We start from the raw sequence: 23,996 nt of genomic DNA on the forward strand, positions 1-23,996 counted from the left end.
GCCAGGTCAGTCGAACAGACGCTCGCCTTCGAACACGGGGCGGCCATGTCGCAGGTCGGACAGGTCGCGGCGAATCGATTGCAGCAAGCGGTAAAGCAGCAGGGCGAAGCCGACAGGCACCGCGCTGAGGAACCACGTCAGGGGCAGGCGCAGACCGTGAGAGACCGAGCCGTACTTCAGGCTGACGGCCACACTCTCCCACGACCAATACAGTGCGAACACCGCCACCACCAGCATCACCAGGTCACCGAACAGATACAGCAGGGCCTTCACGCGCGGCGACACAAACTCGAAGATGACGTCAATGCGGATGTGGGCCCGCTCGCGCACAGCAGCTGCAGCGCCGATCCAGACGAGGTAGATGAATGCATAACGCACGATCTCCTCGCCCCACACCGATGAGTACGAGAACACCTCTCGCCGCAACACCTCGACCGCCATCGTGATGACGAGCATGCTGTAGAAAACCAGCAATGCCCAGCGCTCAAGGTTACGGTCTAGGTCACTCAGCCAATGGCGGGACGTGTTCATCGATACCTCGCTTCGGTTGCTTCAGCGTCAGCCGAAATCAGGCGTCGTGCACGAAAAGGCGGCCCATGGTGTTCGCGGCCGTCTCAAGCTTGCCGAACAGCTCCTTGGCAGCCAGCTCATTGCGGAACTCCGTCCATTCGCTGCGCTTGTAGCCGCCAGTCTTCTCCCATTCGGCCAGCTGTGCGCTGCTCAAAGAGTGGAACTGGACGCCCGCCGTTGCCAGTTCGGCGATCGCGTAGTTGCGAGCCGATGGCACTTTGGCCAGGTTCATCTGGGCAGTAATTTCCGACGCGAACATGATGCCCTCCTGAACGTCCTTGGGCAGTCCATTGAACCAGGCCAGGTTGCAGGAATAGACCTGGCTGTCTGGCACTGCACGTGTGAAGGTGATGTGGCTCAGGATGTCCTTGAAGCCGAACACATGCAGTGCGCCGGCGGCTGGATCCAGTGCATCGGCCACCCCCTGCTTGATGGCCGACGGCGTCTCGCCCCAAGCCACGGGCGTCGGATTGGCACCCACCATGCGGTAGTACTGCTGCAACATCTTCGAACCGGGAACTCGGAATTTCACGCCGGCCAAGTCCGCAGGTGTGATCACCGCCTTGCCACCCTTGCGGATCGCCACCACACGCGGGTCAATGACGACATAGAACAGCGGCTTGAAGCCCTTGGCTTCAACCTGAGGGTGGACCTCCTTGGTCCATGCATCGGAATTCACCAGGTTGACAAAGCGCTGGTTGGAGCCACAGAAGTAGGGCAGGTTGATGATGTCAACGACCGGCGCGAAGGGTGCAAAGTTCGCCAGCGAGTGCTGCGCGGCCTGAATCGTGCCTTCCTGGACTTTTTGCGCCAGGGCTCCACCAGAGCCAAGCTGGCCCGCTGGCGCCAGGCGCACATAGACCTTGCCGCGTGTGGCGTTCTGGATGTTTTCCTTGAAGTCGCGCTGCAGGATTGGGTAGCTTCGCGAGGCTCCAAGCTGGTAGGCCGACGCGATCGTCATCACGTGCTTGGCGGCCTTCTCGCGGTCGGACTCCTCATTTCGGGTCTGCGCGACGGCAGCAGGCGAGAACAAGGTACCGGCGGTAGCAGCCATCGCAGCGACGGTGAAGCCGCTGGCCTGGGCCACTCGAAGGAATTGGCGGCGCTCTGCAGCGATCGGTGAGTTGTCTGGTGTCTTCTCAACGTTGGACGTATTTTTCATGCTTGTCTCCTTGGGGTGGGTGGTGTCATGGGGTGAACTTCTGCGTGAACCTTTGCGGGCCTTTGCCGCGCAGTGGTTGCATTTTTTTCTTGTGTTCGGCAATCGGCTTTCATTCGGTGAGCGATGGCAAACTCCTTTCGCTGGCCTATGTGTTGTCTTTCGTTGCCTCGACTTTCGCTGCGTTGGCCTCTGCCTCCCGAGCTAGCGTGCCGGCAACAAAAAGGAGCACCGCCAGGAACAGAACCAACATCTCGCTGACATCGCTCATCCAGGGTTTGTGCCCCAGCGGCCCGCCGAACAGCACGTTAAGGAAATAGACCGCGAAGGTGAGCAAAGAGAGCCCGAGGGCGACGTTGCCGATGGCATGCGATCTTGATGTGGTCACGACGGTGATCCTCATGATTGAAAGTCGCACCCCACGTGCGAACACAGGGGGCGCTTGCCGAAATCCAGAAGGACTTCCCTCGCGTTCGCTGCCACAGAAACCACGCACTGTGAACTGCAAGCGCTTGCAGTCAATGTGCTGCGATCAGATGTCCATGTCAACCGCAGAATCCCTTGATCAGCCAAAATCAAGGGGAAACCCTAAAGAATTATCTGCAAGCGCTTGCAGTTTTGAATGTGATGAGACACCGTATGGCATGCTCTGGCCCATGAATCAGCGCACCACACTGGAGGACGTGGCCCGGGTCGCCGGCGTGTCCACTGCCACGGTTTCACGCGTGCTCAGCAAACCCGAAGTGGTGCGCGCCACCACGCGCGAAATGGTGATGTCCGCAGTGCGCCAGCTCGACTACCAGCCCGACGCTTCTGCGCGCGCCCTGGCCTCCGGGCGCACCCACACGGTGGGCTGCGTCATCCCCACGCTGGACCACGCCATCTTCGCGCGCAGCACCCAGGCCATGCAGACCACGCTGGCGCGTGCTGGCTACCAGCTGCTGGTGGCCAGCCACGACTACGACCCAGTGATTGAGTTCGAGGTAGTGCGGGTGCTGCAGCAACGCGGCGTGGATGCGCTGGTTCTGGTGGGCACCGATCACGCACCCGGCCTGTGGAAGGCTCTGCACGCCTGGAACAAGCCCAGCCTGCTCACCTGGTCGTGCGACGCACGGCTTCCCTCCATCGGTTTCGACAACGAGTCCGCCGCGCGCCTGGCGACCGAGCACTTGCTGGGGCTAGGCCACCGGCGCATCGGTGTCATCTCCGGCCTCACCTCGCACAACGACCGCGCGCGCAGCCGCATTGAGGGCGTGCGTCAGGCGCTGAAGCGTGCCAACCTCAAGCTGCTGCCCAGCCTGTTGACCGAGCAGGTCTTTAATCTGAACGGCGGCCGCAGCGGGCTGCGCGCACTCATGGCCACGCGCCAGCCGCCCACCGCCATCTTTTGTGGCAATGACCTGCTCGCCACCGGGGCCCTGCTCGAAGCGCAGCGCATGGGCATCAAGGTGCCGCGCCAACTCTCCATCTGCGGCATCGACAACAACGAACTCGCCGAGGCGATCAACCCCGGACTGACCACCATCGCCCTGCCTACACAGGATCTAGGCCGCATCACCGCCAACGCCGTGCTCTCGGCCATTGCCGGCGAAGCGATTGCTGCCCAATCCCTGCTGCCCTTTGAACTGGTGGTGCGCGGCAGCACCGCCGCGGTACCTAGGTAGCGCGAGCGTTCGATTCAGCGCGTGAGCAGGTCGCGCCAGGCATCGCTCAGGCCCGGGGTGGCAGCGGCAATCTGCGCTGACTGCATCCACGGCAGCCCGTCAAGCGTGAAGACCTCGCCTCCCGCCTCCCGGATCAGCAGCACACCAGCAGCTGCATCCCAGGCACCCATGCCCCGCTCCCAGAACAAGTCGACCCGCCCAGCGGCCAGGTAGGCCAGGTCCAGCGCCATGCTCCCACTGCGGCGCGCACCCGCCACCTTGCTGAGCACGCGACCCAGCTGGTTGACATAGCTGGGCAGGAAGCCAGCGTGAGGCTTGGGAAACACCGTAGCGGCCACCGCATCGAGCAAGCGCTGCGGCGAACCCACTTGCAGCGGCTCGCCGTTCAAGTGCGCGCCCCTTCCACGAGCGGCACTGAACAGCTCGCCCCGCACCGGGTCCACCACACAGCCCACCAGCGGCTCTCCTCCCTGCACGAGCGCCATGGATACAGCGAAGTGCGGCAGGTCGCGCAAAAAATTCATGCTGCCATCGATGGGGTCAACCACCCAGATGCAATCCTCCGCACCCTGCGCGCCCGCCGCGCCACCCTCCTCGCCCAGGAAGCCGTGGTCGGGGTAGGCCTGTGCAATGCGCTGGCGGATGTGTTGTTCAATCTCGCCGTCGAGCGCGCTGAACCAGTCGCCCGCGGCCTTCTCTTGCACCATCACACTGCGCCGCGCCTGGCGCACCCGCTCGGCGGCGTCCAGCGCAAGCGCCTCGGCAAACTGGCGCAGTTCGGTCAGCGATTCGCTCATGGCGGTGCGCTCGCCGAGCTCACGAATTCGTGGGCGCGGGTGTCGATGATGGAAATACGCAACTCGGCGGGCTGCCGATCAAAGGTGCGCGCCACGCGGGCCACGCGCAGCACCGGTGTACCCACCGGCAGCTGCAACAGCGCGGCGCTGGCCGGATCTGCCCCTTCGGCGCGCGCGCGCTCGTCGGCCCCCACCACGGTGACCCCAAACGCCCGCTGATAGAGCTCGTAGATGGTGCCTGGGCGCTGCTCGAATTGCTCGCGGGTCAGCCGCGGAAACAGCGCGCCATCTAGTGTGATGCGGTCGTGCACCACCGGACGACTTTGTAGCGACAGCAGATTTTCAATGCGAAGCACGCGGGCAGAGCCACGCAGCCCGAGCGCCTGGGCCTCGTCGGCGCTGGCGCGAGCCGTGGCAAAAGCCAGCAAGCGGATCTGGGGGAACTCGCGCGTACCGTCCCGCCGTTCGATCTTGAAGAACTGGTACATGAAGCGGTCGTTGTCCTGCTGGCCGACGAAGGTCCCTCGCCCCTGCTGGCGCAGCAGCACGTGGTCGGCCACCAGCTCATCCACCGCGCGCCGCAGCGTTCCGATGGACACACCGAAGCGTTGTGCGAGCTCGGTTTCATTGGGCAAAGCCTTGCCGGGCTGGAACTTGCCCGACTGGATGTCGGCAATCAGCTCGCGTTTGACCTGGCGGTACAAGGCCATCAGGAAGCTGCGGAGTGGGCGGCATGGAACATGGCCCGATTCTATGCAGGCGCGGCCTGACCTCGCCGCTACTTCACACCCACAGCCTCGGTGATGCGGTAGTACAGCCCCTGGGGATCGCTCTGCAGCACCTGCAGTTTGCCTTGCACGACCACCGCGCCCAGGCTGTATTTCACCGGCTCTCGGGTGCGCACCTCGACCATGCTTTCCGGCCCACCAGGCGTGCAGAACGAGCAGGTCAGGGGCACCGATGCGAGCAGGAAATGCCGCTGCATTTCCCCTGGCCCCAGCGGCATCATGAAACCTTGCAGGCGCACCTGCTTCTGGTCGAGCTGGCGCACCGCAGGCGAGTACACCGGCACGATGCGCCGATTTTCAATTTTGGTGTCGACATCGGTCAGCACCGACCAGGGCACCACGTCGCTTCGTTTGGGCAGCGGTGCAAACGGGCTGAGCGGGCTGTGTACGCCAGCGCCCTGGCCACTGGGCAGGCCGCCAGACGGCGCCCCGGGCGCCGGTGCGGGCGCGGTCGCAGGCCCTGAACCGAGCGGCGAACTCAGCAACTGGGCCGTGGCCGGCAGCGCCAATGCGGCCGACAGCAGCAGGAAAGACGAGTGTGACAGCTTCATGATGAATCGGCGGCTTGCGCCTGAAGGTGGGAACCCTACACCGCACCCGTTCAGTGCTGGTGTTTCATGCCACAGTATTTTCCGATCGCCAGACCTTTGCAAGCGGCCTGAAGTTCCGCCACACACACTCTTTCGCCCTTGCCCGCCTCCAGACACTTGGCCGCGGCCTCGTGGGCAGCGGCCATGGCGCGGTGGCGGATGATGTCTTCCTGGATTTGCTTGTCGGCATGCTGGGCCAGCGCCACCGTCGACAGACAAGCAACGCCTACGAACCACATCAAAGACTTTTTCATTCGATTCACCTCACGTTCAACAACTGGGTCACATCGACCCGATAAGCACTGATGGCCGGCACCAGCGCCGCCACGACCGCCACCCCCAGGGCCAGCACCGGCACCCACCCTTCGGCGGGAACCCACTGCCAGCCAGAAATGGCCAGCGACTGCTCGGCCATCAACATCGCACCCATGGCGGCCCCCAGCCCGTGTGCGGCCAGCAGGCCCAGCACACAGCCCATGGCGGCGAGCCAGAGTGATTCGGCCATCAGCAGCGCGCCCACCTTGATTGGCGACGTGCCCAGCATGCGCAACATGGCCAGATCGCTCCGGCGCTCGCGTACCGCGCTCCACAGTGCGATGAACACCGAAAGCGCCGCCACGCCCAGCAACACCCCGCCTAGCCCGTTCAGCAACCTCGTACCTACGCCTACCATGCTCAGCAAGCGGGTAATCTCCAGCGCGGGGGCTGCGGCCTGCAGCGTGGTGCTCTCGTTCACAAATCGCGGAAAGCTCAGCGCCGCCATCGGCGTGTTGTAGCGCACCAGCGCCATGGTGATTTCGCGCTCGGCGGTCAGGGCGGCGCGGTCGGCATCGTCCATGTCGGCGCTGCCGTGCATTTCGTCGTGCACATGCCAGACCGACTCGATGGCGGTAAGCGCCAGGCGGTCCAGCACGCAGCCGCATGGCGCGAGTACGCCGCTCACGGTGTAGCGGGCTTCTTCGTGCACCGTGCCGCCCATGCCCAGCCCGTGCGCGCCCTCAAACGCTTGGCCCGGCACCAGCCCCAGGCTGCGCGCGACCTGCGCGCCCAGCACCGCCTGCATGGGTGCGCTCCAGAGCGCACCCTGCGCCAGCTCGGCGCCGTAGTGAGCGACGTAGTCGGGCGTGGTGCCGACGATGCGAAAGCCTTGCAGGTTGTCGCCCAGGCTGAGCGGGATCACCTGCGCCACCTGCGGGTGCTGGCGCAACCGGTCCGCCTCGGCCAGCGGAATGTTGCCGGGCGGCACATCGATGTGCAGCACGCCGGCCAGGATCAGCTGCAGCGGGCTGCCCTTGGCGCCCACCACCGCGTCAATGCCTTGCAGGTCGCGCTCGAACGCGCGGTCAATCTGGTCTTTGGCGATCAACACAAACGCCATTGAAGCCAGCCCCAGGCTGAGCAGCAACAGGTTGAGCAGCGTGGTCAGCGGGCGCGACCACAGGTAGCGCCAGGACAGGCCAAGCAGGCTCATGCCGCCAGCTCCGTCTGCGGACGGCCCAGCGCCAACGTCTGCGCCTCGGGCAGGGCACCCACCACGCGCACATCGTGGGTAGCGATCACCAGCGTGGCGCCGGTCTGTGCCGCGCCTTGTTGCAACAGAGCCAGCGCTGCGTCGCAGGCGGCATCGTCCAGGCTGGCTGTCGGCTCGTCGACGAGCAGCACCCGGGGCTGGTTCAGCAACGCCCGCGCCAGCGCCACGCGCTGTGCCTGGCCCACCGAGAGTTGCGCCGGCTTGCGATCGGCCAGCGCCGCCACACCCAGGGCGTCCAAAGTGGCCACGATGGCCGCGCGGTCCACCGCCTGACCCGCGGCAAAAAACACCAGACCCAGGTTGTCGGCCACGCTGAGCGCCTCGCTCAGCAGCAGTTTCTGCGGCAGAAAACCGATGCAGTGGGCGCGCCAGCGGTCGCGCTGTCCGCCTTTCAGCGCCGCCACCGCCTGACCTGCCACCAGCAACTTGCCGGCGCTGGGCGTGAGCAGACCAGCGGCCAGCGCCAGCCAAGTCGACTTGCCGCTGCCCGAAGGGCCGCGCAGCAGCAGCACGCCCCCCTGAGGCACGGACACGTCGGCAAAGCGCAAGGTCGCAGCCAGTTCGTAACCATGCTCAAGTTCCCGGGTCTCGATCATCGCGACTACCCCTGGCTTTTGGAGGCGCCGCGCGCCGGCAGGCAGCCGGCACAGGTGCCGTGAATCGCCACATCCACGCGCACGCCCTGATGCCCCAGTTGGGCCAGGGTGCGCAGCAGGTCGGTGGCTGCCGCCTGGGTCGGGGCGCTGCCCTCGGCCACGCGGAACTGGCGGTGGCAGGCATCGCATTCGAAGCGCGGCGCCAGCCCGTCGTCCAGATCGGCGAGGCTGTAGCGCCAGGTGCGCGCGTCATCGTCGGCATGGCGTTGCAACGCCCCGCAGGCGGCCAGCCGATCCAGCAAGCGGTACAGCGTCACGCGGTTGATGTCCAGCCCCCGTACTTGCAACGCGCTCAGCGCCTGAGCATGGGTGAGCATGCCTTGCGGATGGTTAAGGAACAGCCCAAGCGCAGCCCGGGTGGCGAGCGTGCGACGCAAGCCGGCTCGCTCCAGCCGAGCCTGCAGCTCGGCAGGTACCGGTACCGACTCCCTGGGTGATCGAGTGGACATGGCCATACTTTCATTATCGCAACACAGCTGCGTTAGTATCGAGGCTAACGCAATTCAGTTGCAAGAGTGTAAATCAGCCCAGGTCATGAAAATCCCACCAGCGCCACGGCCGACAGGCGGCCGAACAGCGATCGAAATGCACGATCTGACGCTGGGCTATGAGCGCCATCCGGCTGTGCACCACCTCAGCCTGCGCATCGAGCCGGGTTCGCTGGTTGCCCTGGTCGGCCCCAATGGCGCGGGCAAATCCACGCTCATTAAGGCGCTGGCGGGTGAACTGCGCCCTTTGAGTGGCCACCTGAGTGGCCTGAGCGGACAGCGCATCGCCTGGCTACCCCAGCAAAGTGGACTGGACCCGAGTTTTCCGATCGATGTCCGCCGCATGGTGTGCATGGGCCTCTGGCACCGCATGGGCGCGCTCGGCCGCTTCACCGCCGAACACCGAAGCCTGTGCGAAAAAGCGCTCGCTGCGGTCGGTCTCACCGGCTTTGAGTCGCGGGGGCTGGACACGCTCTCGGGCGGCCAGCTGCAGCGCGCCCTGTTTGCCAGACTGATCCTGCAAGACGCGCCTCTGGTGCTGCTGGACGAGCCATTTGCCGCCGTGGACAACCGCACCAGCGCAGAGCTGCTGGCTTTGCTGCACCGGTGGCAGGCTCAGGGCAAGACGGTGATCGTCGTGCTGCATGATCTGGCCCAGGTCCGCGCGCACTTTCCGCTCACCCTGTTGCTGGCGCGAGAGCTGGTTGCGTTCGGGCCAACCGCAGAGGTCTTGACCGAGGCCAACTGGGCACGTGCCCAGCACATGCGCGAACCGTTTGACGACCACGCGCCGCCATGCCACACCTCGCCGGACATACACCCCCACTTGCAGGCACATACCTACGCGATCGGTGAGGCGCACCCATGAGCGAGCTAGCCATTTCCCCGTTCATGCCTTGGCTGCTCGCCAATCCGCTGTTCGGCCCGCTGGTCGAATTCGGCTTCATGCGCAATGCGCTGCTGGGCTGCGTGGCGCTCTCACTGAGCGCAGCACCAGTGGGCGTGTTCCTGATGCTGCGCCGCATGAGCCTGATGGGTGATGCCATGGCCCACGCCATCCTGCCGGGTGCGGCCATCGGCTACCTGGCAGCTGGGCTTTCGCTCACCGCCATGACCATCGGCGGCATCGTGGCCGGTCTTGCGGTTGCCGTGGGCTCGGGCCTGGTGTCGCGCAACACGGTGTTGCGTGAAGACACTAGCCTGGCCGCCTTCTATCTGCTCTCGCTGGCCCTGGGCGTGCTCATCGTTTCGGTCCGAGGCAACAGCGTAGACCTGCTGCACGTGCTGTTCGGCACCGTGCTCGCGCTAGACGATGCGGCGCTGGGGCTGCTCGGTGGCATCAGCGCCGTCACGCTGGTGTCGCTCGTCCTGCTCCGCCGGCCGCTGATGCTCGAATGCCTGGACCCGGGCTTTCTGCGCCAGGTCAGCCGCTGGAGCCCGGTGGCGCATTACGGCTTTCTCGGCCTTTTGGTGATCAACCTGGTGGCCGGCTTTCACGCGCTGGGCACGCTCATGGCGGTGGGCATCATGGTGCTGCCCGCCGCCACAGCGCGTTTCTGGGTTCGCCGCCTCGGCCCGTTGGTATTCCTGGCCACCGCGCTCGCCCTGGCCGCCTGCCTCACCGGCCTGCTGCTGTCTTACCACGTGGACCTGCCCACCAGCCCGACGATCGTGCTCACGCTCGGCGTGTCCTACCTCCTCTCAATGGTCTTCGCCCCACAAGGCGCGTTGCGCCACCGTCGCCCCGCCTCTTCCCACCTGCAAGCCTGAAGTCCCAAAGGAAATGCCATGACCGCCCTCTCCCGTCGCGCCAGCGCGCTGTCTCTCGTCGGCTTTGCCTTCGCCGCCCTCAGCCCGGCAATTCACGCCCAAACCGCTGCGCCGGTCAAGGCCGTGGCCAGCTTCAGCATCCTCGGTGACCTGGTCAAACAGGTCGGCGGTGAACGCGTAACGGTCGATGTCCTGGTCGGACCCGGCAGCGATGCCCACGTGTTCCAGCCCACACCGGCCCAGGCCAGGCTGGTCGGCCAGGCTCAGATCGTGTTCTCCAACGGCCTGGGCTTCGAAGGCTGGATGAGCCGCCTGCTCGACACCTCCGCCTACAAGGGTGGGCATGTGGTGGTCAGCCAAGGCATCAAGCCGATCAAGGCCGAAGAGGATTCGCATGACCACAAGGGTGGTCATCACCATGAAGAGACCGACCCGCACGCCTGGCAAAGCGTGACCAACGCAATGACCTACGTGGGCAACATCGCCAAGGGGCTGTGTGAGGCCGATGCCGCTGGCTGCGACAGTTACCAGCGCAACGCTGCGACCTACGCCACCGAACTCAAGGCGCTGGACACCGACATCCGGGCCGCCTGGGCCAACATCCCCGCGCTGCAGCGCAAGGTGATCACCTCGCACGACGCCTTTGGCTACTACGCGAACGCCTACGGCGTGAAGTTCCTTGCCCCCCAGGGGGTGAGTACCGAGAGCGAAGCTTCGGCCAAGGGTGTGGCGCAACTGGTGCGCCAGATCAAGAAGGAACAGATCAAGGCGCTGTTCGTCGAGAGCATTTCCGACACGCGCCTGATTGAGCAGATCGGCCGCGAGACGGGCATCAGACCCGCCGGCGCGCTGTTTTCCGATTCACTGTCGGGCGCCCAGGGACCCGCGCCCTCCTACCTGGCCATGATGAGGTTCAACACCCAGGCGCTTACCCGGGCCATCACCGCCACCCGTCGCTGACAGGGGGGCACCCGTGCGCCTACACTGGGCGCCCGTTGTGCTCTTGGAGTCCCTGTTGCCGTTCACCCATGTGTTGCTGGCGTTGGCGGTGGTGTTGGTCTGGGGCACCAACTTTGTGGTGATCCGCTGGGGCCTGGACGAGTTGCCGCCCTTTCTGCTCGCCACCCTGCGCTTTGCCCTCTCGGCCCTGCCGTGGATGCTGTTCATGCCGCGCCCGGCCGTGTGCTGGAGTCGGCTGATAGCCTTTGGCATGCTGCTGGGAGTGGGTCAGTTTGCGCTGCTGTTCCTGGCCATGCGCAGCAGCATTTCTCCCGGCATGGCCTCGCTCGTGATCCAGATGCAGGTGTTTTTCACCATTGGCCTGGCGCTGCTGATCTGGCGCGAGTCTCTTCGTGTGTACCAGGTGATGGGCCTGCTGCTGGCCGTGGGCGGGCTGGGCGTGATCGCCAGCCATCTCAACGCGGCCGTCACCGGCGTCGGCGTGCTCATCGTGCTGGCGGCCGCGTTTTCCTGGGCTTGCGCCAACCTAGTGGCCAAATCGGTGGGGCGCGTCAACATGCTGCATTTCGTGGTGTGGAGCAGCGCCTTCGCGGTGCCGCCGCTGTTCGCGCTGTCCTGGTGGCTCGAGGGCGCGCCGACGGTCATGCTGGGCGTGTTGCAGCAAACCAGCCCTGCGGTCTGGGCCACGGTGGTCTGGCAGGCGGTGGGCAATACGTTGTTTGGCTACGGCGTGTGGAACTGGCTGCTGTCTCGCCACAGCGCCGCGCAGGTCACGCCCATGGCGCTGCTGGTACCCGTGTTCGGCATGAGCGCCTCTGCTTTGGCGCTGGGCGAAGCGCTGCAACCCTGGAAGCTGCAGGCGGCGGCGCTGGTGCTGGCCGGGCTGGCGGTAATTGTGCTGTGGCCCAAACTCACCCAGCCGCGACCGGTGAAGGCCGTCGTGAAGGGTTAAGGAAGCTCTGCAAAACCTGCGGGTGCGCGGCATGGCTTTTGCAGGATGAGGCGCGAGGCGCGAATTCCAGGGTGAGCCTAGACGGCTCACCCGAATTCGCAACGAAGCGAGGCGCCCGCAAAACCACGGCACGCTAGGGTTCGGCTCCAAATGGGCGTCTGACGCACCAGATGGCTTGCGTGTGCCACCCGACACACGACGCGCCAAGCAGGCACGCCAGCCATCCCGTTTGGGACCCGAACGCGCATGGCGGAGGTCTTGCAGACCTTCCTCATGGAATCTCCAGCCGGTAGCCCACTGCAAGCTCGGCGGTGTAGTCGGCAAACGGGCCTTCAATCAGCAGACATTCGACGAGTTGGTGCTGCTCTTTCATGTAAGCATGGGCACGCAGCACGTCGCCCTCATGGCTCGCCGGCTCCAGCTCCAGCTCAACCCGCGCATACCCGGTCGGCAAGCCGACCTCTTCGAAGGTGTCCATGGCCTGAAGCGTGGCGTCGTCCACCTCGAACACCTGCCCCAACACGGGCACGCCCTGCCCTGGGTTGTTCATGAGCCAGGGGGCGCGGTCTTCCACCGGCAACTGCACCACGTAAAACGGAAAAGGCTGCCGCGTCCGGTAGGTGCCCGGCATGCGCTTGCCCAGGTTGAAGGCGAAGTTGGGAAAACCCTCTTTGAGGGTTCCGTAGACAAAGATCAAGGATGGCATGACGTGTCAACGGTGCATGAGAAAGATCGCAAGATACCCGCGCTGTCTACTTCGCCAGGCGCGCAAACGTCTTGCGAAACTTCGTCACCTTGGGCGCCGCCACGGCCATGCAGTAGCCCTGGTGCGGGTTGCGTTCGAAAAAGTCCTGGTGATATGCCTCGGCCGGGAAGTAGTGCGCCAGCGGCAACAGTTCAGTCACCACCGGTTTGCCAAACAGGTTTTCGTTGTTGAGCTCGTCGATCAGCGCCTGCGCGGTGTGCTGCTGCTCGGGCGTGTTGAAGTAGATGCCGCTGCGGTACTGCGTACCCACGTCGTTGCCCTGGCGGTTCAAGGTGGTCGGGTCGTGGATCACGAAGAAAATCTCCAGGATCTCGCGCGTGCTGATCTGGGCCGGGTTGTAGGTGAGCTTGACCACCTCGTTGCAGCCGGTGCGCCCGGTGCAGACCTGCTCGTAGGTGGGCGCAGTTTCCTGGCCGTTGCTGTAGCCCGACTCCACGTCGGTCACGCCTTTGACGTTGACGTACACCGCCTCAGTGCACCAGAAACAGCCACCTCCGAGCACGAGGGTCTGGGTGGTTTCGGTGGATGGGGTCATGTTGAGCTCCTGGTTCATGTGTCGATAGGACCACTTTATGCCGGATGCGCCGCTGCGCGCACCACCTGCAGCAATGCCCCCAGCGCCGGTGTCTGCTGCGCGCTTTCGCTGCGGGCGGTGCGCCACAGGCAGTGGGTTTCGTACGGAGGCGTGGCGGTGTCCAGCGGCACAAATACGGCGCCCGGCACGCCAGCCGACTGCAGCGCGGCCGGTACCAGGCCCACGCCCAGTCCTTGCGACACCACCGAGACCACGCTCAGCCAGTGCCTCAGTTCGTAGCGCAGCTCGGGCGCATAACCCGCCCCGGCGCACAGGCCCAAAATGCGGTCGTGGTAATCAGGCGAGACAGCGCGCGCCACCATGGCAAAGGGCTCGCCGGCCAAGGCCTTGAGCGACAGCCGCCGCTTGGGCGCCAGCGGGTGGGCCGCCGGCAGGCAGGCCACAAACGGCTGGCTCGACACCAGAATCTGGTCAAACCCCGGCGGCACGCGCGTGGTGTGCACAAAACCCAGGTCCAGCCGGTCGTGCAGCAGGTCGATCAGCTGGTCGCTCGAACTCATTTCGCGCAGCACTAGGCGCAGCCGCGGGTGGGCCACGGCAAAGGCTTGCAGCATCTGCGGCAGGCCGCGGTAGAGCACTGTGCCTGCAAAGCCCACTTGCAGGCTGCCGCTCACGCCCTCGGCCACGTCGCGCGCCTCGCGCGCAGCGTGGGCAGCCTGCTCCAGCAGCGCCCGCGCCTGCGGCAAAAAGGCCTGGCCTGCCGCGGTGAGCGCCACACCCCGGCTGTTGCGGGCGAACAGCTGCGCGCCCACCGACGCTTCCAGCTGCTGGATGTTGAGCGAGAGCGGTGGCTGGGTCAGACCCATGCGCGACGCCGCCCGGCCGAAGTGCAGCTCTTCGGTGAGCACCAGGAAACAGCGCAGGTGCCGGAACTCCATGAATACGCTTTCTGTATGGCTGAATACAGGATCAATATTAGACAAGTATGCAGCTGAGGGCGACAATGTTTCCCACAGAAAACCCCAACCGGAGACACCCACCATGCTTTCCCCCGTCAAGGCCACCGCCAAAGCCCGCTTCAGCTGGGAAGACCCGTTTCACCTCGCCGCCCAGCTCAGCGACGACGAGCGCCAGGTGATGGACGCTGCCCACGCCTACTGCCAGGAAAAGCTGCTGCCGCGCGTGACCGAGGCGTTTCGCCACGAAAAGACCGACGCCGCCGTCTTTCGCGAGATGGGCGAGCTCGGCCTGCTCGGCGCCACCATCCCCGAGCAGTACGGAGGCGCCGGCCTAAACTACGTCTGCTACGGCCTGGTGGCGCGCGAAGTGGAGCGGGTGGATTCGGGCTACCGCAGCATGATGAGCGTGCAGAGTTCGCTGGTGATGGTGCCCATCAATGAGTTCGGCACCGAAGCGCAGAAGCAGAAATACCTGCCCAAGCTCGCCACTGGCGAGTGGATCGGCTGCTTCGGCCTGACCGAGCCCAACCACGGCTCCGACCCGGCCAGCATGGTGACCCGTGCCAAGAAAGTGGCCGGCGGCTACTCACTCAGCGGCAGCAAAATGTGGATCACGAACAGCCCGATTGCGGATGTGTTTGTGGTCTGGGCCAAGGACGACGAAGGTGCCATTCGTGGCTTCATCTTGAACAAGGGTGCCAAGGGCCTGAGCGCCCCGGCCATTCACAGCAAGGTGGGCCTGCGCGCCAGCATCACCGGCGAGATCGTGATGGACGGAGTGTTCTGCCCTGAAGAAGACGCCTTCCCCGAGGTGCGCGGCCTGAAAGGCCCGTTCACCTGCCTCAACAGCGCGCGCTACGGCATCGCCTGGGGCGCGCTCGGCGCCGCCGAAGACTGCTACTTCCGCGCCCGCCAGTATGTGATGGACCGCCAGCAGTTCGGCCGCCCGCTCGCCGCCAACCAGCTGATCCAGAAAAAGCTAGCCGACATGCTGACCGAGATCAGCCTCGGCCTGCAGGGCTGCCTGCGCCTGGGCCGCATGAAAGACGAAGGCACAGCCTCGGTGGAAATCACCAGCATCTTGAAGCGCAACAGCTGCGGCAAGGCGCTGGACGTCGCAAGGATGGCGCGCGACATGATGGGTGGCAACGGCATCAGCGACGAGTTCGGCGTGGCCCGCCACCTAGTGAACCTGGAGGTGGTGAACACCTACGAAGGCACGCACGATGTGCATGCGCTGATCCTGGGTCGCGCGATCACGGGCATTGCAGCATTTTCAAACTGACACAGCAATCGCGCCCGCGTCAGCCAAGCCTTCGTGCCGAACTCACCTGCGACGCAGGTGTGGTCGTTGTCCCTCTGGCCAGTCCAAATCTGGCTGAGAGCCAGTGGATCTCCACACAAGCAAAGCACCATGGGTCTCAGGGAGACAGGACGTCAACTACTTGTACTGGGCTGATGTGATGAATTCACCGAAGGTCTCGCACCACACGATGACGCTCGTGTACCTTGAGGGGTCTACGCCGGGCGGCACTGACACCAGGAAGTTGTTGAACGTCTTGACGTCACCCACCAGTGCCATCCGGGATTTCAAGCGGTTGAAATCGCGTTCTGTCTCAACAAACTCAGGCGACAGATAAAGCTTGTAGTCTGGTCCGGGCGCCAGTTTCCCCATGTGAGAAATCGAACCCGCGCCCACGGATACTTTTCCTTCGCCCCAGTGCAAGGCATCGCTGTCCTGGAGATCCCGCCGGAACTCCCCGGTGTAGGAGGCCGAGGCCGCCGCGGCTGACACCTGGGCCTCAGAGGGCGCGTCTGGCGCGATGAGGATGGGCAGCGCATAGATGCCACCCGCAAAACCGAGTGCACCGACGATGCCGTGGGATGCCAGCAGCAGGATGAAATTTTTCGTCTTCAAGGGAAGCCTCTCCGATAACGGTGTGTGAGGCCCTGCCGCCTGCGGTGGACACCACGAAATACTTGGATCACCAGCTATCCGAGCCCTGTCGGACAACACAGGGGCCCTGCGGTCATCCTAGGCGAGCGCACGGAGAATGGAAACCCGGCAGAGCTCGGGCGCTCAGCAAATGACTTGCGGAATCCCAGGACACAGCGAGTGGTGAGCACGTGCCTCAATCGGCCTCAAGCGGGCGTATCTCATTCGCCCTACGGCGAAGGGTCAAGCCGTGGTGGAGCCAGGCGCAGCTGGGTCCATCCCTCGCGCGGCCGTGAACTGGCTCAGCAGCTCTTGCAGAGCTTTGCCGCCGCGGCTGGCGAAATAGGCCACGATGGTCAAGGGCACAGGGCGCCCTACCGAGCTGAGCTCACACAAGGTGCCTGCGGTCAAATCCTGAGCGATCAAGGCCCTTGGAAGCCATGCGGCCCCCTGATGGATCAGCGCCATTTCGCGCAAACCCAGGCTGAACTCGCTGACGTACTGCACGGCCACCAGGCGGTCACGCATGAGTTCGGGCAGGGCTCGAATGCGCACCGCCTGTCCAAAAAAGCTCTCGGGCGGGAAACACAGCAGGGGCAGCGGACGACCGGCCTGCAAGAAGTCGGCCGACGCGCATAGCTTGGCGCTGGCCACCAGCACCAGCGCATCCTCACCCAGGGCGCAAGATGTGGCCAACTGGGGCGGCACGCCGCTGAGGGTTTGCGGGCTCTCGTAGGTCAACAGAATGTCTGCGTGACCGCGCACCAGCAAGCCCACGCCTTCATCGCGATTCTCCGATCGAATCCGAAACCGCTGCTCGGGCATGAGTGCGCGCAGCTCCTCCAGAAACGTCGGCAGATAGGCGGCTGCCAGACTGTGCTGTGCGGCCAGAACCAGGCCTGGGCTGTTCGTGGCGTCCGATTTGAGCGCGGCTTGGAATTCGTAGATGTGCGTGGCCAGACTGCGAAAAGCCGCTTCATGCTGGCTGGCCAAAGGGGTGAAACGAAGCGGTTTGCGCGAGCGGTCGATCAACGCAACGCCCAACCACTCCTCCAGCAGCTGAATTCGGCGGGAGAAGGCAGGCTGTGACACGTGGCGCTTTTCAGCCGCGGCGGAAAAGGTGCCTGTCTCGATCAAGGCCAGGTAGTCGTCCAGCCACTTGAGTTCCATGGGCGTTCCGGTCCATCGTATTGGGATGCCCCAGTCTATGCGGCAGTGGGGTGGCGCGGGGGCACCAGCCCCATCAGCGCGCAAGAAAACTCAGCTCGCGGTGCGGGGCGACATCGGCTGGTTGCTGGGGCCCAACAAGAAATCCAGCACCACGGCGTGAAAGAGCTTCGGATACTCGAGGTGAAGCGCATGGGAGCAGTAAGGCAGCACAGCCAACGATGCGCCTTTAATCTGGCGCCACAGGGTCTCGACCTGGGCCCACTGGTAGCTGCGGTCCTGGTCCCCCCAGACGATGAGCGTGGGCTGGGTGATATGAGGCAGGTGAGCCCGGCCATCCCAGCGCTCCATCGCCCAAAGTCCGGCCTCAGCGGCCTGCTCACTGGCTTGCGCCGCCAGATCCCCGAGCGCCTGGGCCATGGGCGAGGCCTCGCGGTGCAGCAACCAAGTGGCGCTGATGCGCCGTGCCGTGGTATCGACCCCGTCTTGCGCCAGGCGCTCGCGTGAGCGCGCCATGGTTTCGAAACGCCCTGGCAACAGGCCCAGGGGCCCGGTGCCGTACAGCACCAGGCGATTGACGCGCTCCGGCGCGAGGCGAACGACCTCTTGCACGATCATGCCGCCCATCGAATGCCCCAGCAGGTGGAAGCACTGCACGCCCAGCCGATCCAGACAGGCCAGCACCGCTTGCGCATAGCCCGTGATCTGGTCGGGCGATGTCAGGTGACGGCTCTTGCCAAAACCGGGCAAGTCCATGGCGACCACGTCCAGGTGCGGGCTTAAGGCCTGGATTTCGGCGGCCCACTGGCTGGATCCACCCAGGTAACCATGCACCAAGACCAGCGTTTCACCGCTGCCGGCGCGCTCAACGTGAAGGATGTCAGGCGCGGTGGGAGCAGTCATCATTTCATGACCGAGGGCAACCACAGTGCTACATCAGGCACGGCGATGATCAGCGCAATCAAGACCACCATGCAAGCCAGGAACGGAAGGCATCCAATGATCACATCACCAATGGGAATCGTTCCTCGACTGATACCCTGTATGACATAGAGGTTCAGCCCCACCGGTGGCGTGAGTACCGCGATCTCCATGGTGATGGTGAACACAATGCCAAACCAGACCAGATCAAAGCCAGCCGCGTGCATCAAGGGGTAGATCGTGGGCAAGGTGATGAAGGTCATCGATACCGGCTCCAGGAACATGCCCAGCACCACGTAAAACGCCACCACGATGGCTAGCACCGCATATGGGCTCAACTGGTAGGACATGAACAGCTCGGTGAACTGCTGTGGCACGCGGTAGTAGGTGAGCACAAACCCGAACAGCACACCCGCCGAGAGCAGCAGACCCAGGTAGCCCATGGTGCGCATGGTGGCATACAGCGCTTCCTTGAACCCGTTGAAACTGAGCCCACCCACGGTGAAAGCCAGCACGATGGTCAACAAGGCGGCCACGGCAGCGGCTTCGGTGGGTGTAGCGATGCCAGTGTAGATGGACAGCGTGATGACCAGGCCAATGGCAAAAATGGGGCCAATGGCCAGCAGCAGGTCGCGCACACTGGCGCGCGCCGACTCTTCAGCATCGGGGATGTGGCTGGGGTACAAGCGCCCCCAGATGTAGACCACCAATGCAAACAGACTCACCAGCACCAGGCCGGGAATCACACCGGCAATGAACAGCTCACCAATCGACTGGTCGGTGACGATGCCGTAAAACAGCAAGATCAGGCTGGGTGGAATCAGCACGCTGAGCGTGCCACCGGCTGCCAGCACGCCGCTGGACAGTCGTTTGTTGTAGCCCAGCTTGGTCATCTCGGGCAGTGCCACGCCACCAATGGTGAGCGAGCCCACCATGGAAGAGCCACACACCGCACCAAAACCGGCGCAAGCGGCGATGCTGCCGTAAGCGGCAGAGCCGCGCACCCGCACACCCTTGTGCATGAACTGGTACAGGTTGGGCCCGATGTTGGAACGCCCGATGAGTTCGCCCAGAAAAACAAACAGCGGTACCGCCAGCAGGATGTAGTCGATCCACACTCCCCACAACTTCAGCTCCGTGCTAACCAGGGCAGTGGACCAGCCCTGGATGTGCAGCAAAAATGGCATCGCGGCCAAGGCCAATGCAAACGGGATCGGCAGCCCGATACCGATGAACAGCACCAGTAGCGACAACAGGCCCAACCCGACGTGATACCACTCCATGGATCGACTCCTGCTTACGTTTTTGAAGGCGCTTCGACGGGGCTAGACATCACCGATGCCAGGCGCACGGCGGCGTAGAAAGTGAAGACCAGCAGGGCCAATGCGCCCGGCGCCCAAAAAAGGTACCGAGGCCACAGCAGGATCTCGGACGCCGAGCCTGACTCAAAGGCGCGAAAGGTCGCTTCGACGCTGGCGATGGAGAAAAACACCCCGACAACGACCATCAGCAGCAGGTTCAACGCCTCCAGTGCGCGGCGAGCGCGAGGCCCCAAGGCATCCAGCAGGAATGAAACCTTGGGGTAGGCGTTTTCTCTGAGCGCAAACGCCAGGCCGAGGAACGCGGCGGGAAACAGCAGCATGGCCGTGGCTTCGGTCACGGTGCCGTCGGGGCGGCCCAGCACGTAGCGCACGAACACGCCGTATGAAATCCACACCGTCTGCACCAGAATGATCAGCGCACCCAGAGCGGCCAGCCAGACAGCCAGCCTTTCTGTGCCGCGTTGGATGGCCGCCAGCATGGTGGATCAGAGCGCGTTCTGGTTGAACAGCGTGCGCACTTTGCCCGCGAGTTCAGGGCCGCAGCCAGCGTCCACCTCAGCCGTCCATTTGCCCGCCACGCTGGCAATCAAGGCCTTGCGCTTGTCCGCACTGATGGGGGTCACGGTACCGCCTTGCTTGACGGCATCGGCCATGCTTTCGTCGACCCAGCGCTCGTACTCGGGCTTAAGCCAGACTTCGGACTCCGCCGCTGCGGCTTGAAGCGCTTTCTGATCAGCCGGCGACAGCGATTCAAACTTCTTTTTGTTGATCATGTACTGGATGTTGCCGTAGAACAGGTTGGACTTGACCATGTGCGGCATCACGCCCCAGAGCTTCCAGGCACTGTAGGTGGCCACGCCCATGTTGATGCCATCCACCACACCCCGCTCGGCGGACTGGAACACCTCTTTGGGTGCGATGAAGACCGGCTTGCCGCCCCAGGTTTCGATCATCATGGACACCAGCGGACCGATGGAACGCACCAACTTGCCGTCGAGTTTGCCCAGGTCGGTCTTTGCGTCCTTGAACCACCACTCCTGGTCATAGGAATAGTTGGAGTTGATCAAGGGCACCAGGCCCGCTTTGCCTGCCTCACCAGCGATCAGATTGGCATAGGCCGCGTCCAGCGGAATCTGCTTTTTCATGTCGATCGCGATCGGATAGAGCGACGTGACGCGGTAGCAAGGCAAGCGCTTGTCGGCCGACACCCAGCTGATGTCGGAGACACCGCCAAGCATTGCGTCGACACCTTCACTCCAGCCGTGCAAGGTAGAAGATGGAAAGATTTCCACCTTCACTCTGCCAGCCGTTTTGGTGTTCACCAGATCGGCGAATTTCTTGAAGCCCTGGTACCGGATGTCGACCTCGTTGACATAGGTCGACAAACGCAGGGTGGTGGTCTGCGCATGGGCGGCGGAAGCCAGTACGGCTGAAGCAGCCAGAGCGAGTGAGGTGAGGCGCAGCAGCGTGCGAGCGTTTTTCTTGAACATCGTGATTTCTCCTGTTGAATGAACCATGAACCATTGAAAGCGCCTTCTCCCGGCGCACCAAATCAACCCTGAGGACCCTTGAGGCCAAACGCCTCTGCATACCCAAACAACGCCACCGAGCCACCGGTGTGCAGGAAGACCACGTTGTCCGTGGTTTTGAAGTGACCCTTGCGAATCAAATCAATCAGGCCTGCCATGCCCTTGCCGGAGTAAACCGGATCCAGCAGCAAACCTTCCGTGCGCGCCAACAGCTCCACCGCCTCCTGCATGCCCGGTGTGGGTATGCCATAGCCAGCGCCCACGTAGTCGCAATTGGCCACCACCGACTCGCGTGCAACGGGCGCGCGCATGCGCAGGTGCTCGGCCGTGCGGCAGGCCAGGTCGTAGACCATGGTCTCCTGTTTCTCTTTGGGCGCTCGCGTGCCAATGCCCAGCAATTTGATGTCGCTGTTGAGGCCATGCAAGCCAGCCACCAGGCCCGCCTGCGTACCGGCACTGCCGGTCGCGTGCACCAGGTGATCGATCCTCAAACCCAGCGTGGCAGCCTGGCTGACCAGCTCTGCGGCGGCGCTCACGTAGCCCAGCGCGCCCACCGGGTTGGAGCCACCACCAGGAATCACGTAAGGACGCGCACCGTCGGCCTTCAGGCGCTCGGCCAGCTGCTCCATTTCCTGCTGCATGTTGGTGCCGCCCGCTCGCCGCTCCACCGTGGCGCCGTGCAGGCGGTTGAGCAATACGTTGCCGTTGTCCGTGTAGTCCGGGTCGGTGCTGCCGGTGCGGTCTTCCAGCAGGATGTGGCACTTCATGCCCAGCTTGGCCGCCGCCGCTGCCGTCTGGCGCGCGTGATTGGACTGGGTCGCCCCTTGCGTGATCACCACGTCGGCGCGCGCCGCGATGGCCTCGGCCATCAGGTACTCCAGCTTGCGTGTCTTGTTGCCCCCGCTGGACAACCCCGTGCAGTCATCGCGCTTGACCCACAGCCGAGGCCCGCCCAGCACAGCCGTGAGGTTCGCCATGGGCTCCAGCGGCGTCGGAAAGTGCCCCAGCTGAATTCGGGGAAAGAGAGACAGATCCATGAAAGACTTCGATTTTTTGCTTGATTGCCTGCACGATGACCTGAAATAACCTCGGTGTCCAGCGGGTTTGCCACGATGTATTTTTCGTTTTCTGCATACTGAGGAAGACATTGACTTTGTTATCAAGCAGCTTCCATGCCCACAAGAACCGCGAACACGGCACCGAACCAGTGCATGCGCTCTCACAACCTGAAAAGTCTGCTGAACGTGTGAATGCCCGCCCTGAAACCGGGCTAACTCAAGACCACAGGCTCGTTCGCGCTTTCTGATAGCGTGACCTCATGGCCCTCTCGCTCGACTTCCTCACCTTGCCGCTGCTGATCGCCGCAGCGCTGGTTTTCGTGAGCGTGCTGGCTGGGGTGTTCTCTGCGCGGGCAGGGTTTTCATTTCTACTGGTGTTTCTGGTGGCCGGCACGCTTGCCGGAGTGGATGGGCCGGGCGGGCTGGTCTTTGATGATTTCCGGCTCAGCTTTGTGGTGGGCAACGTGGCGCTGGCGGTGATCCTGCTGGACGGCGGGCTGCGCACCGACTTCACCACCTTTCGAACCGGGCTCAAGCCCTCGCTGCTGCTGGCCACGCTGGGCGTGCTGGTGAGCGCAGGCATCACGGGTGCAGCGGCCTGGTGGCTGCTGGACCTGAGCTGGCCGCTGGCACTTCTGCTGGGCGCCATCGTGGGCTCGACCGACGCGGCGGCCGTGTTTTCGCTGCTCAAGTCCTCGGGCGTGAAGCTCAACGAACGGGTGGCAGCGACGCTGGAAATCGAGTCGGGCATGAACGATCCCATGGCGGTTTACCTCACGCTGACTTTCATCGGCGTGGCGCTGGTGGCCACGACCGCACCAGCAGCGGGCGCCGGGCTGGATGCGGCTCAGGTGGTGCGCAGCCTGCTGCTGCAATTCGGCTGGGGTGCGGCGCTGGGCGTGGCAAGCGGCTTTGCTCTGGCCGGGCTGCTCAAGCGCCTGGGACGGGGTGAGGACGGCGGTGGCGGCATTCGCGCACTGCTGGTGGTGTCGGCCGGGCTCACGGTGTTTGCGGGCACCACCTGGCTGGGCGGCTCGGGTTTTCTCGCGGTGTACGCCATGGGCGTGATCACCGGCAATCGCGCGCGGCGGCTGGTGCGATCGTCGCTGTCGGCCATGGACGGCTACGCCTGGCTGATGCAGGCGAGCATGTTCCTGTTGCTGGGCCTGCTGGTGACGCCGACCGATTTGTTGCGCACCATCTGGCCGGCGCTGGGGGTGTCGCTGGTGCTGATGCTGGTGGCGCGACCGATTTCCGTCTGGCTCTGCCTTGCGCCGCTGCGTTTTGACCGACGCGAGATGACCTTCATTGCCTGGGTGGGGCTGCGCGGCGCGGTGCCGATTGTGCTGGCGGTGTTTCCGGTGATGGCGGGCGTGCCGGGAGCGCAGATTTTTTTCAACGTGGCGTTTGTGGTGGTGCTGACTTCGTTGCTGCTGCAGGGTTCCACCATCGCCTGGAGCGCGCGCCGCCTGGGCGTGGTGCTACCCGACCCGGAAGACGAGGCACTGACCCGCGCGGTGTTTGGCGACTTTGTGCTCGATGCCTCGGTGCCGGTGGGCCAGCTGTGCGCATTTTACGGCCTGCCCACCCCACCCGAACCGGAGCAACCGGTTGGCGACTGGCTGACGCTCACGCTGCACCGCCCACCCGTGGTGGGCGACAGCGCGCAGCTTGGCCACGCCGAACTCAGCGTGCGCAGCATGGACGGCAAGCACATCCAGCAGGTGGGCATCCGGCTGGAGTGAGTCCACTCGCAGGCCAGCGCGCTTGATTTTTCGCAAGAGCAAGCTGGGGGCCTAGGTTACATTAATAACCCATCGGTCATTAAAAACTGTTCACGCTGTTTTCACCTCGTTCGCACACAGCAAAGTCGTGCGA

The 23,996-nt window shown here is 64.1% G+C and carries 27 protein-coding genes; 7 read left to right on the plus strand and 20 right to left on the minus strand.

The window, feature by feature from the left end:
* Positions 1-6: 6 nt before the first annotated feature.
* The 3 genes from GPT34_RS09880 to GPT34_RS09890 all read right to left on the minus strand — a co-directional run bounded on the left by GPT34_RS09880 (position 7) and on the right by GPT34_RS09890 (position 2,132).
* Positions 7-531, minus strand: a complete 525-nt coding sequence (locus tag GPT34_RS09880; protein WP_291011671.1) for a TRAP transporter small permease — start codon at positions 529-531, stop codon at positions 7-9.
* Between the two features lie 37 nt (positions 532-568).
* Positions 569-1,732 (minus strand): TRAP transporter substrate-binding protein, encoded by a 1,164-nt coding sequence (locus GPT34_RS09885; protein ID WP_291011674.1) that lies wholly within the window; start codon positions 1,730-1,732, stop codon positions 569-571.
* Between the two features lie 145 nt (positions 1,733-1,877).
* Positions 1,878-2,132, minus strand: coding sequence for a hypothetical protein (locus tag GPT34_RS09890; RefSeq protein WP_291011676.1), 255 nt, complete (start codon positions 2,130-2,132; stop codon positions 1,878-1,880).
* Positions 2,133-2,385: 253 nt separating this feature from the next.
* On the opposite strand from GPT34_RS09890, the gene GPT34_RS09895 reads away from it, so the two are divergent.
* Positions 2,386-3,393 carry a LacI family DNA-binding transcriptional regulator gene (locus GPT34_RS09895; protein ID WP_291011679.1) on the plus strand — a complete coding sequence of 336 codons (1,008 nt, stop codon included), beginning with the start codon at positions 2,386-2,388 and terminating at the stop codon, positions 3,391-3,393.
* Between the two features lie 14 nt (positions 3,394-3,407).
* On the opposite strand, the gene GPT34_RS09900 is transcribed toward GPT34_RS09895, so the two are convergent.
* The 7 genes from GPT34_RS09900 to GPT34_RS09930 form a co-directional block, all read right to left on the minus strand.
* On the minus strand, positions 3,408-4,190 hold the full coding sequence (locus tag GPT34_RS09900; protein WP_291011682.1) for an inositol monophosphatase family protein: 783 nt from the start codon (positions 4,188-4,190) through the stop codon (positions 3,408-3,410).
* The gene (locus GPT34_RS09905; protein ID WP_291011685.1) at positions 4,187-4,900 is read right to left on the minus strand and encodes a GntR family transcriptional regulator; all 714 of its coding nucleotides are present in this window, start codon (positions 4,898-4,900) and stop codon (positions 4,187-4,189) included. The genes GPT34_RS09900 and GPT34_RS09905 overlap by 4 nt, the downstream gene beginning before the upstream one ends.
* 68 nt (positions 4,901-4,968) lie before the next feature.
* Complete coding sequence (locus GPT34_RS09910; protein ID WP_291011688.1) at positions 4,969-5,529, minus strand: DUF3299 domain-containing protein; 561 nt, start codon at positions 5,527-5,529, stop codon at positions 4,969-4,971.
* Between the two features lie 50 nt (positions 5,530-5,579).
* Positions 5,580-5,807 (minus strand): hypothetical protein, encoded by a 228-nt coding sequence (locus tag GPT34_RS09915; RefSeq protein WP_291011864.1) that lies wholly within the window; start codon positions 5,805-5,807, stop codon positions 5,580-5,582.
* A gap of 20 nt (positions 5,808-5,827) precedes the next feature.
* Positions 5,828-7,039, minus strand: a complete 1,212-nt coding sequence (locus GPT34_RS09920) for an ABC transporter permease (RefSeq protein ID WP_291011691.1) — start codon at positions 7,037-7,039, stop codon at positions 5,828-5,830.
* Positions 7,036-7,695: an ATP-binding cassette domain-containing protein gene (locus GPT34_RS09925; RefSeq protein ID WP_291011694.1), complete on the minus strand. Its 660-nt coding sequence runs from the start codon at positions 7,693-7,695 to the stop codon at positions 7,036-7,038. Before GPT34_RS09925 ends, GPT34_RS09920 begins: the two co-directional genes overlap by 4 nt.
* Positions 7,696-7,700: 5 nt before the next feature.
* A complete protein-coding gene (locus GPT34_RS09930) occupies positions 7,701-8,204 on the minus strand; it encodes a Fur family transcriptional regulator (protein ID WP_291011697.1) in 504 nt (167 codons plus the stop codon).
* A gap of 85 nt (positions 8,205-8,289) precedes the next feature.
* Here GPT34_RS09930 and aztA point away from each other — a divergent pair, with 85 nt between their 5' ends.
* From aztA to GPT34_RS09950, 4 genes are read left to right on the plus strand one after another with little or no spacing between them, the layout of a single operon-like run.
* A complete protein-coding gene (aztA, locus tag GPT34_RS09935) occupies positions 8,290-9,111 on the plus strand; it encodes a zinc ABC transporter ATP-binding protein AztA (RefSeq protein ID WP_291011699.1) in 822 nt (273 codons plus the stop codon).
* Positions 9,108-10,013 carry a metal ABC transporter permease gene (locus tag GPT34_RS09940; protein WP_291011700.1) on the plus strand — a complete coding sequence of 302 codons (906 nt, stop codon included), beginning with the start codon at positions 9,108-9,110 and terminating at the stop codon, positions 10,011-10,013. Before aztA ends, GPT34_RS09940 begins: the two co-directional genes overlap by 4 nt.
* An 18-nt stretch (positions 10,014-10,031) precedes the next feature.
* Complete coding sequence (locus GPT34_RS09945; RefSeq protein ID WP_291011701.1) at positions 10,032-10,973, plus strand: metal ABC transporter substrate-binding protein; 942 nt, start codon at positions 10,032-10,034, stop codon at positions 10,971-10,973.
* Between the two features lie 55 nt (positions 10,974-11,028).
* Complete coding sequence (locus tag GPT34_RS09950) at positions 11,029-11,925, plus strand: EamA family transporter (protein WP_291011866.1); 897 nt, start codon at positions 11,029-11,031, stop codon at positions 11,923-11,925.
* Positions 11,926-12,196: 271 nt separating this feature from the next.
* On the opposite strand, the gene GPT34_RS09955 is transcribed toward GPT34_RS09950, so the two are convergent.
* From GPT34_RS09955 to GPT34_RS09965, 3 genes are read right to left on the minus strand one after another with little or no spacing between them, the layout of a single operon-like run.
* On the minus strand, positions 12,197-12,631 hold the full coding sequence (locus GPT34_RS09955) for a gamma-glutamylcyclotransferase family protein (protein ID WP_291011704.1): 435 nt from the start codon (positions 12,629-12,631) through the stop codon (positions 12,197-12,199).
* A gap of 46 nt (positions 12,632-12,677) precedes the next feature.
* Positions 12,678-13,226, minus strand: a complete 549-nt coding sequence (gene msrA / locus GPT34_RS09960; RefSeq protein WP_291011707.1) for a peptide-methionine (S)-S-oxide reductase MsrA — start codon at positions 13,224-13,226, stop codon at positions 12,678-12,680.
* Between the two features lie 35 nt (positions 13,227-13,261).
* Complete coding sequence (locus GPT34_RS09965) at positions 13,262-14,164, minus strand: LysR family transcriptional regulator (protein ID WP_291011710.1); 903 nt, start codon at positions 14,162-14,164, stop codon at positions 13,262-13,264.
* Positions 14,165-14,267: 103 nt separating this feature from the next.
* Here GPT34_RS09965 and GPT34_RS09970 point away from each other — a divergent pair, with 103 nt between their 5' ends.
* On the plus strand, positions 14,268-15,470 hold the full coding sequence (locus tag GPT34_RS09970; RefSeq protein WP_291011713.1) for an acyl-CoA dehydrogenase: 1,203 nt from the start codon (positions 14,268-14,270) through the stop codon (positions 15,468-15,470).
* 156 nt (positions 15,471-15,626) lie between these two features.
* Here GPT34_RS09970 and GPT34_RS09975 read toward each other — a convergent pair whose 3' ends face one another.
* The 7 genes from GPT34_RS09975 to GPT34_RS10005 form a co-directional block, all read right to left on the minus strand.
* Positions 15,627-16,103, minus strand: a complete 477-nt coding sequence (locus GPT34_RS09975) for a DM13 domain-containing protein (RefSeq protein ID WP_291011716.1) — start codon at positions 16,101-16,103, stop codon at positions 15,627-15,629.
* A 261-nt stretch (positions 16,104-16,364) separates the two neighbouring features.
* On the minus strand, positions 16,365-17,291 hold the full coding sequence (locus tag GPT34_RS09980) for a LysR family transcriptional regulator (RefSeq protein ID WP_291011719.1): 927 nt from the start codon (positions 17,289-17,291) through the stop codon (positions 16,365-16,367).
* 90 nt (positions 17,292-17,381) lie between these two features.
* Entirely contained in the window at positions 17,382-18,191 is an 810-nt protein-coding gene (locus GPT34_RS09985) for an alpha/beta hydrolase (RefSeq protein WP_291011722.1), read from the minus strand.
* The gene (locus tag GPT34_RS09990; protein WP_291011725.1) at positions 18,191-19,492 is read right to left on the minus strand and encodes a TRAP transporter large permease; all 1,302 of its coding nucleotides are present in this window, start codon (positions 19,490-19,492) and stop codon (positions 18,191-18,193) included. Before GPT34_RS09990 ends, GPT34_RS09985 begins: the two co-directional genes overlap by 1 nt.
* A gap of 14 nt (positions 19,493-19,506) precedes the next feature.
* Positions 19,507-20,010, minus strand: a complete 504-nt coding sequence (locus GPT34_RS09995; protein WP_291011727.1) for a TRAP transporter small permease — start codon at positions 20,008-20,010, stop codon at positions 19,507-19,509.
* Between the two features lie 6 nt (positions 20,011-20,016).
* The gene (gene dctP, locus GPT34_RS10000) at positions 20,017-21,021 is read right to left on the minus strand and encodes a TRAP transporter substrate-binding protein DctP (protein ID WP_291011729.1); all 1,005 of its coding nucleotides are present in this window, start codon (positions 21,019-21,021) and stop codon (positions 20,017-20,019) included.
* Positions 21,022-21,083: 62 nt separating this feature from the next.
* Positions 21,084-22,097, minus strand: coding sequence for a D-cysteine desulfhydrase (locus tag GPT34_RS10005; RefSeq protein ID WP_291011731.1), 1,014 nt, complete (start codon positions 22,095-22,097; stop codon positions 21,084-21,086).
* Positions 22,098-22,378: 281 nt separating this feature from the next.
* Here GPT34_RS10005 and GPT34_RS10010 point away from each other — a divergent pair, with 281 nt between their 5' ends.
* Entirely contained in the window at positions 22,379-23,863 is a 1,485-nt protein-coding gene (locus tag GPT34_RS10010) for a potassium/proton antiporter (protein WP_291011734.1), read from the plus strand.
* Positions 23,864-23,996 lie beyond the last annotated feature (133 nt).

The organism is Hydrogenophaga sp. (assembly GCF_011390835.1).
In the GTDB taxonomy this organism is placed as follows: domain Bacteria; phylum Pseudomonadota; class Gammaproteobacteria; order Burkholderiales; family Burkholderiaceae_C; genus Hydrogenophaga.

Excerpts from the sequence above, each read along its gene's own strand:
- msrA (WP_291011707.1), bottom strand. The coding sequence starts at position 13,226 with ATGACCCCATCCACCGAAACCACCCAGACCCTCGTGCTCGGAGGTGGC.
- GPT34_RS09920 (WP_291011691.1), bottom strand. The coding sequence starts at position 7,039 with ATGAGCCTGCTTGGCCTGTCCTGGCGCTACCTGTGGTCGCGCCCGCTG.
- GPT34_RS09910 (WP_291011688.1), bottom strand. The coding sequence starts at position 5,529 with ATGAAGCTGTCACACTCGTCTTTCCTGCTGCTGTCGGCCGCATTGGCG.
- GPT34_RS09980 (WP_291011719.1), bottom strand. The coding sequence starts at position 17,291 with ATGGAACTCAAGTGGCTGGACGACTACCTGGCCTTGATCGAGACAGGC.
- GPT34_RS09990 (WP_291011725.1), bottom strand. The coding sequence starts at position 19,492 with ATGGAGTGGTATCACGTCGGGTTGGGCCTGTTGTCGCTACTGGTGCTG.
- GPT34_RS10010 (WP_291011734.1), top strand. The coding sequence starts at position 22,379 with ATGGCCCTCTCGCTCGACTTCCTCACCTTGCCGCTGCTGATCGCCGCA.
- GPT34_RS09930 (WP_291011697.1), bottom strand. The coding sequence starts at position 8,204 with ATGTCCACTCGATCACCCAGGGAGTCGGTACCGGTACCTGCCGAGCTG.
- GPT34_RS09955 (WP_291011704.1), bottom strand. The coding sequence starts at position 12,631 with ATGCCATCCTTGATCTTTGTCTACGGAACCCTCAAAGAGGGTTTTCCC.
- GPT34_RS09970 (WP_291011713.1), top strand. The coding sequence starts at position 14,268 with ATGCTTTCCCCCGTCAAGGCCACCGCCAAAGCCCGCTTCAGCTGGGAA.
- GPT34_RS09885 (WP_291011674.1), bottom strand. The coding sequence starts at position 1,732 with ATGAAAAATACGTCCAACGTTGAGAAGACACCAGACAACTCACCGATC.
- GPT34_RS09895 (WP_291011679.1), top strand. The coding sequence starts at position 2,386 with ATGAATCAGCGCACCACACTGGAGGACGTGGCCCGGGTCGCCGGCGTG.
- GPT34_RS09890 (WP_291011676.1), bottom strand. The coding sequence starts at position 2,132 with ATGAGGATCACCGTCGTGACCACATCAAGATCGCATGCCATCGGCAAC.
- GPT34_RS10005 (WP_291011731.1), bottom strand. The coding sequence starts at position 22,097 with ATGGATCTGTCTCTCTTTCCCCGAATTCAGCTGGGGCACTTTCCGACG.
- GPT34_RS09985 (WP_291011722.1), bottom strand. The coding sequence starts at position 18,191 with ATGACTGCTCCCACCGCGCCTGACATCCTTCACGTTGAGCGCGCCGGC.
- GPT34_RS09905 (WP_291011685.1), bottom strand. The coding sequence starts at position 4,900 with ATGGCCTTGTACCGCCAGGTCAAACGCGAGCTGATTGCCGACATCCAG.
- GPT34_RS09945 (WP_291011701.1), top strand. The coding sequence starts at position 10,032 with ATGACCGCCCTCTCCCGTCGCGCCAGCGCGCTGTCTCTCGTCGGCTTT.
- GPT34_RS09925 (WP_291011694.1), bottom strand. The coding sequence starts at position 7,695 with ATGATCGAGACCCGGGAACTTGAGCATGGTTACGAACTGGCTGCGACC.
- GPT34_RS09940 (WP_291011700.1), top strand. The coding sequence starts at position 9,108 with ATGAGCGAGCTAGCCATTTCCCCGTTCATGCCTTGGCTGCTCGCCAAT.
- GPT34_RS09900 (WP_291011682.1), bottom strand. The coding sequence starts at position 4,190 with ATGAGCGAATCGCTGACCGAACTGCGCCAGTTTGCCGAGGCGCTTGCG.
- GPT34_RS09965 (WP_291011710.1), bottom strand. The coding sequence starts at position 14,164 with ATGGAGTTCCGGCACCTGCGCTGTTTCCTGGTGCTCACCGAAGAGCTG.
- GPT34_RS09995 (WP_291011727.1), bottom strand. The coding sequence starts at position 20,010 with ATGCTGGCGGCCATCCAACGCGGCACAGAAAGGCTGGCTGTCTGGCTG.
- aztA (WP_291011699.1), top strand. The coding sequence starts at position 8,290 with ATGAAAATCCCACCAGCGCCACGGCCGACAGGCGGCCGAACAGCGATC.
- dctP (WP_291011729.1), bottom strand. The coding sequence starts at position 21,021 with ATGTTCAAGAAAAACGCTCGCACGCTGCTGCGCCTCACCTCACTCGCT.
- GPT34_RS09880 (WP_291011671.1), bottom strand. The coding sequence starts at position 531 with ATGAACACGTCCCGCCATTGGCTGAGTGACCTAGACCGTAACCTTGAG.
- GPT34_RS09915 (WP_291011864.1), bottom strand. The coding sequence starts at position 5,807 with ATGTGGTTCGTAGGCGTTGCTTGTCTGTCGACGGTGGCGCTGGCCCAG.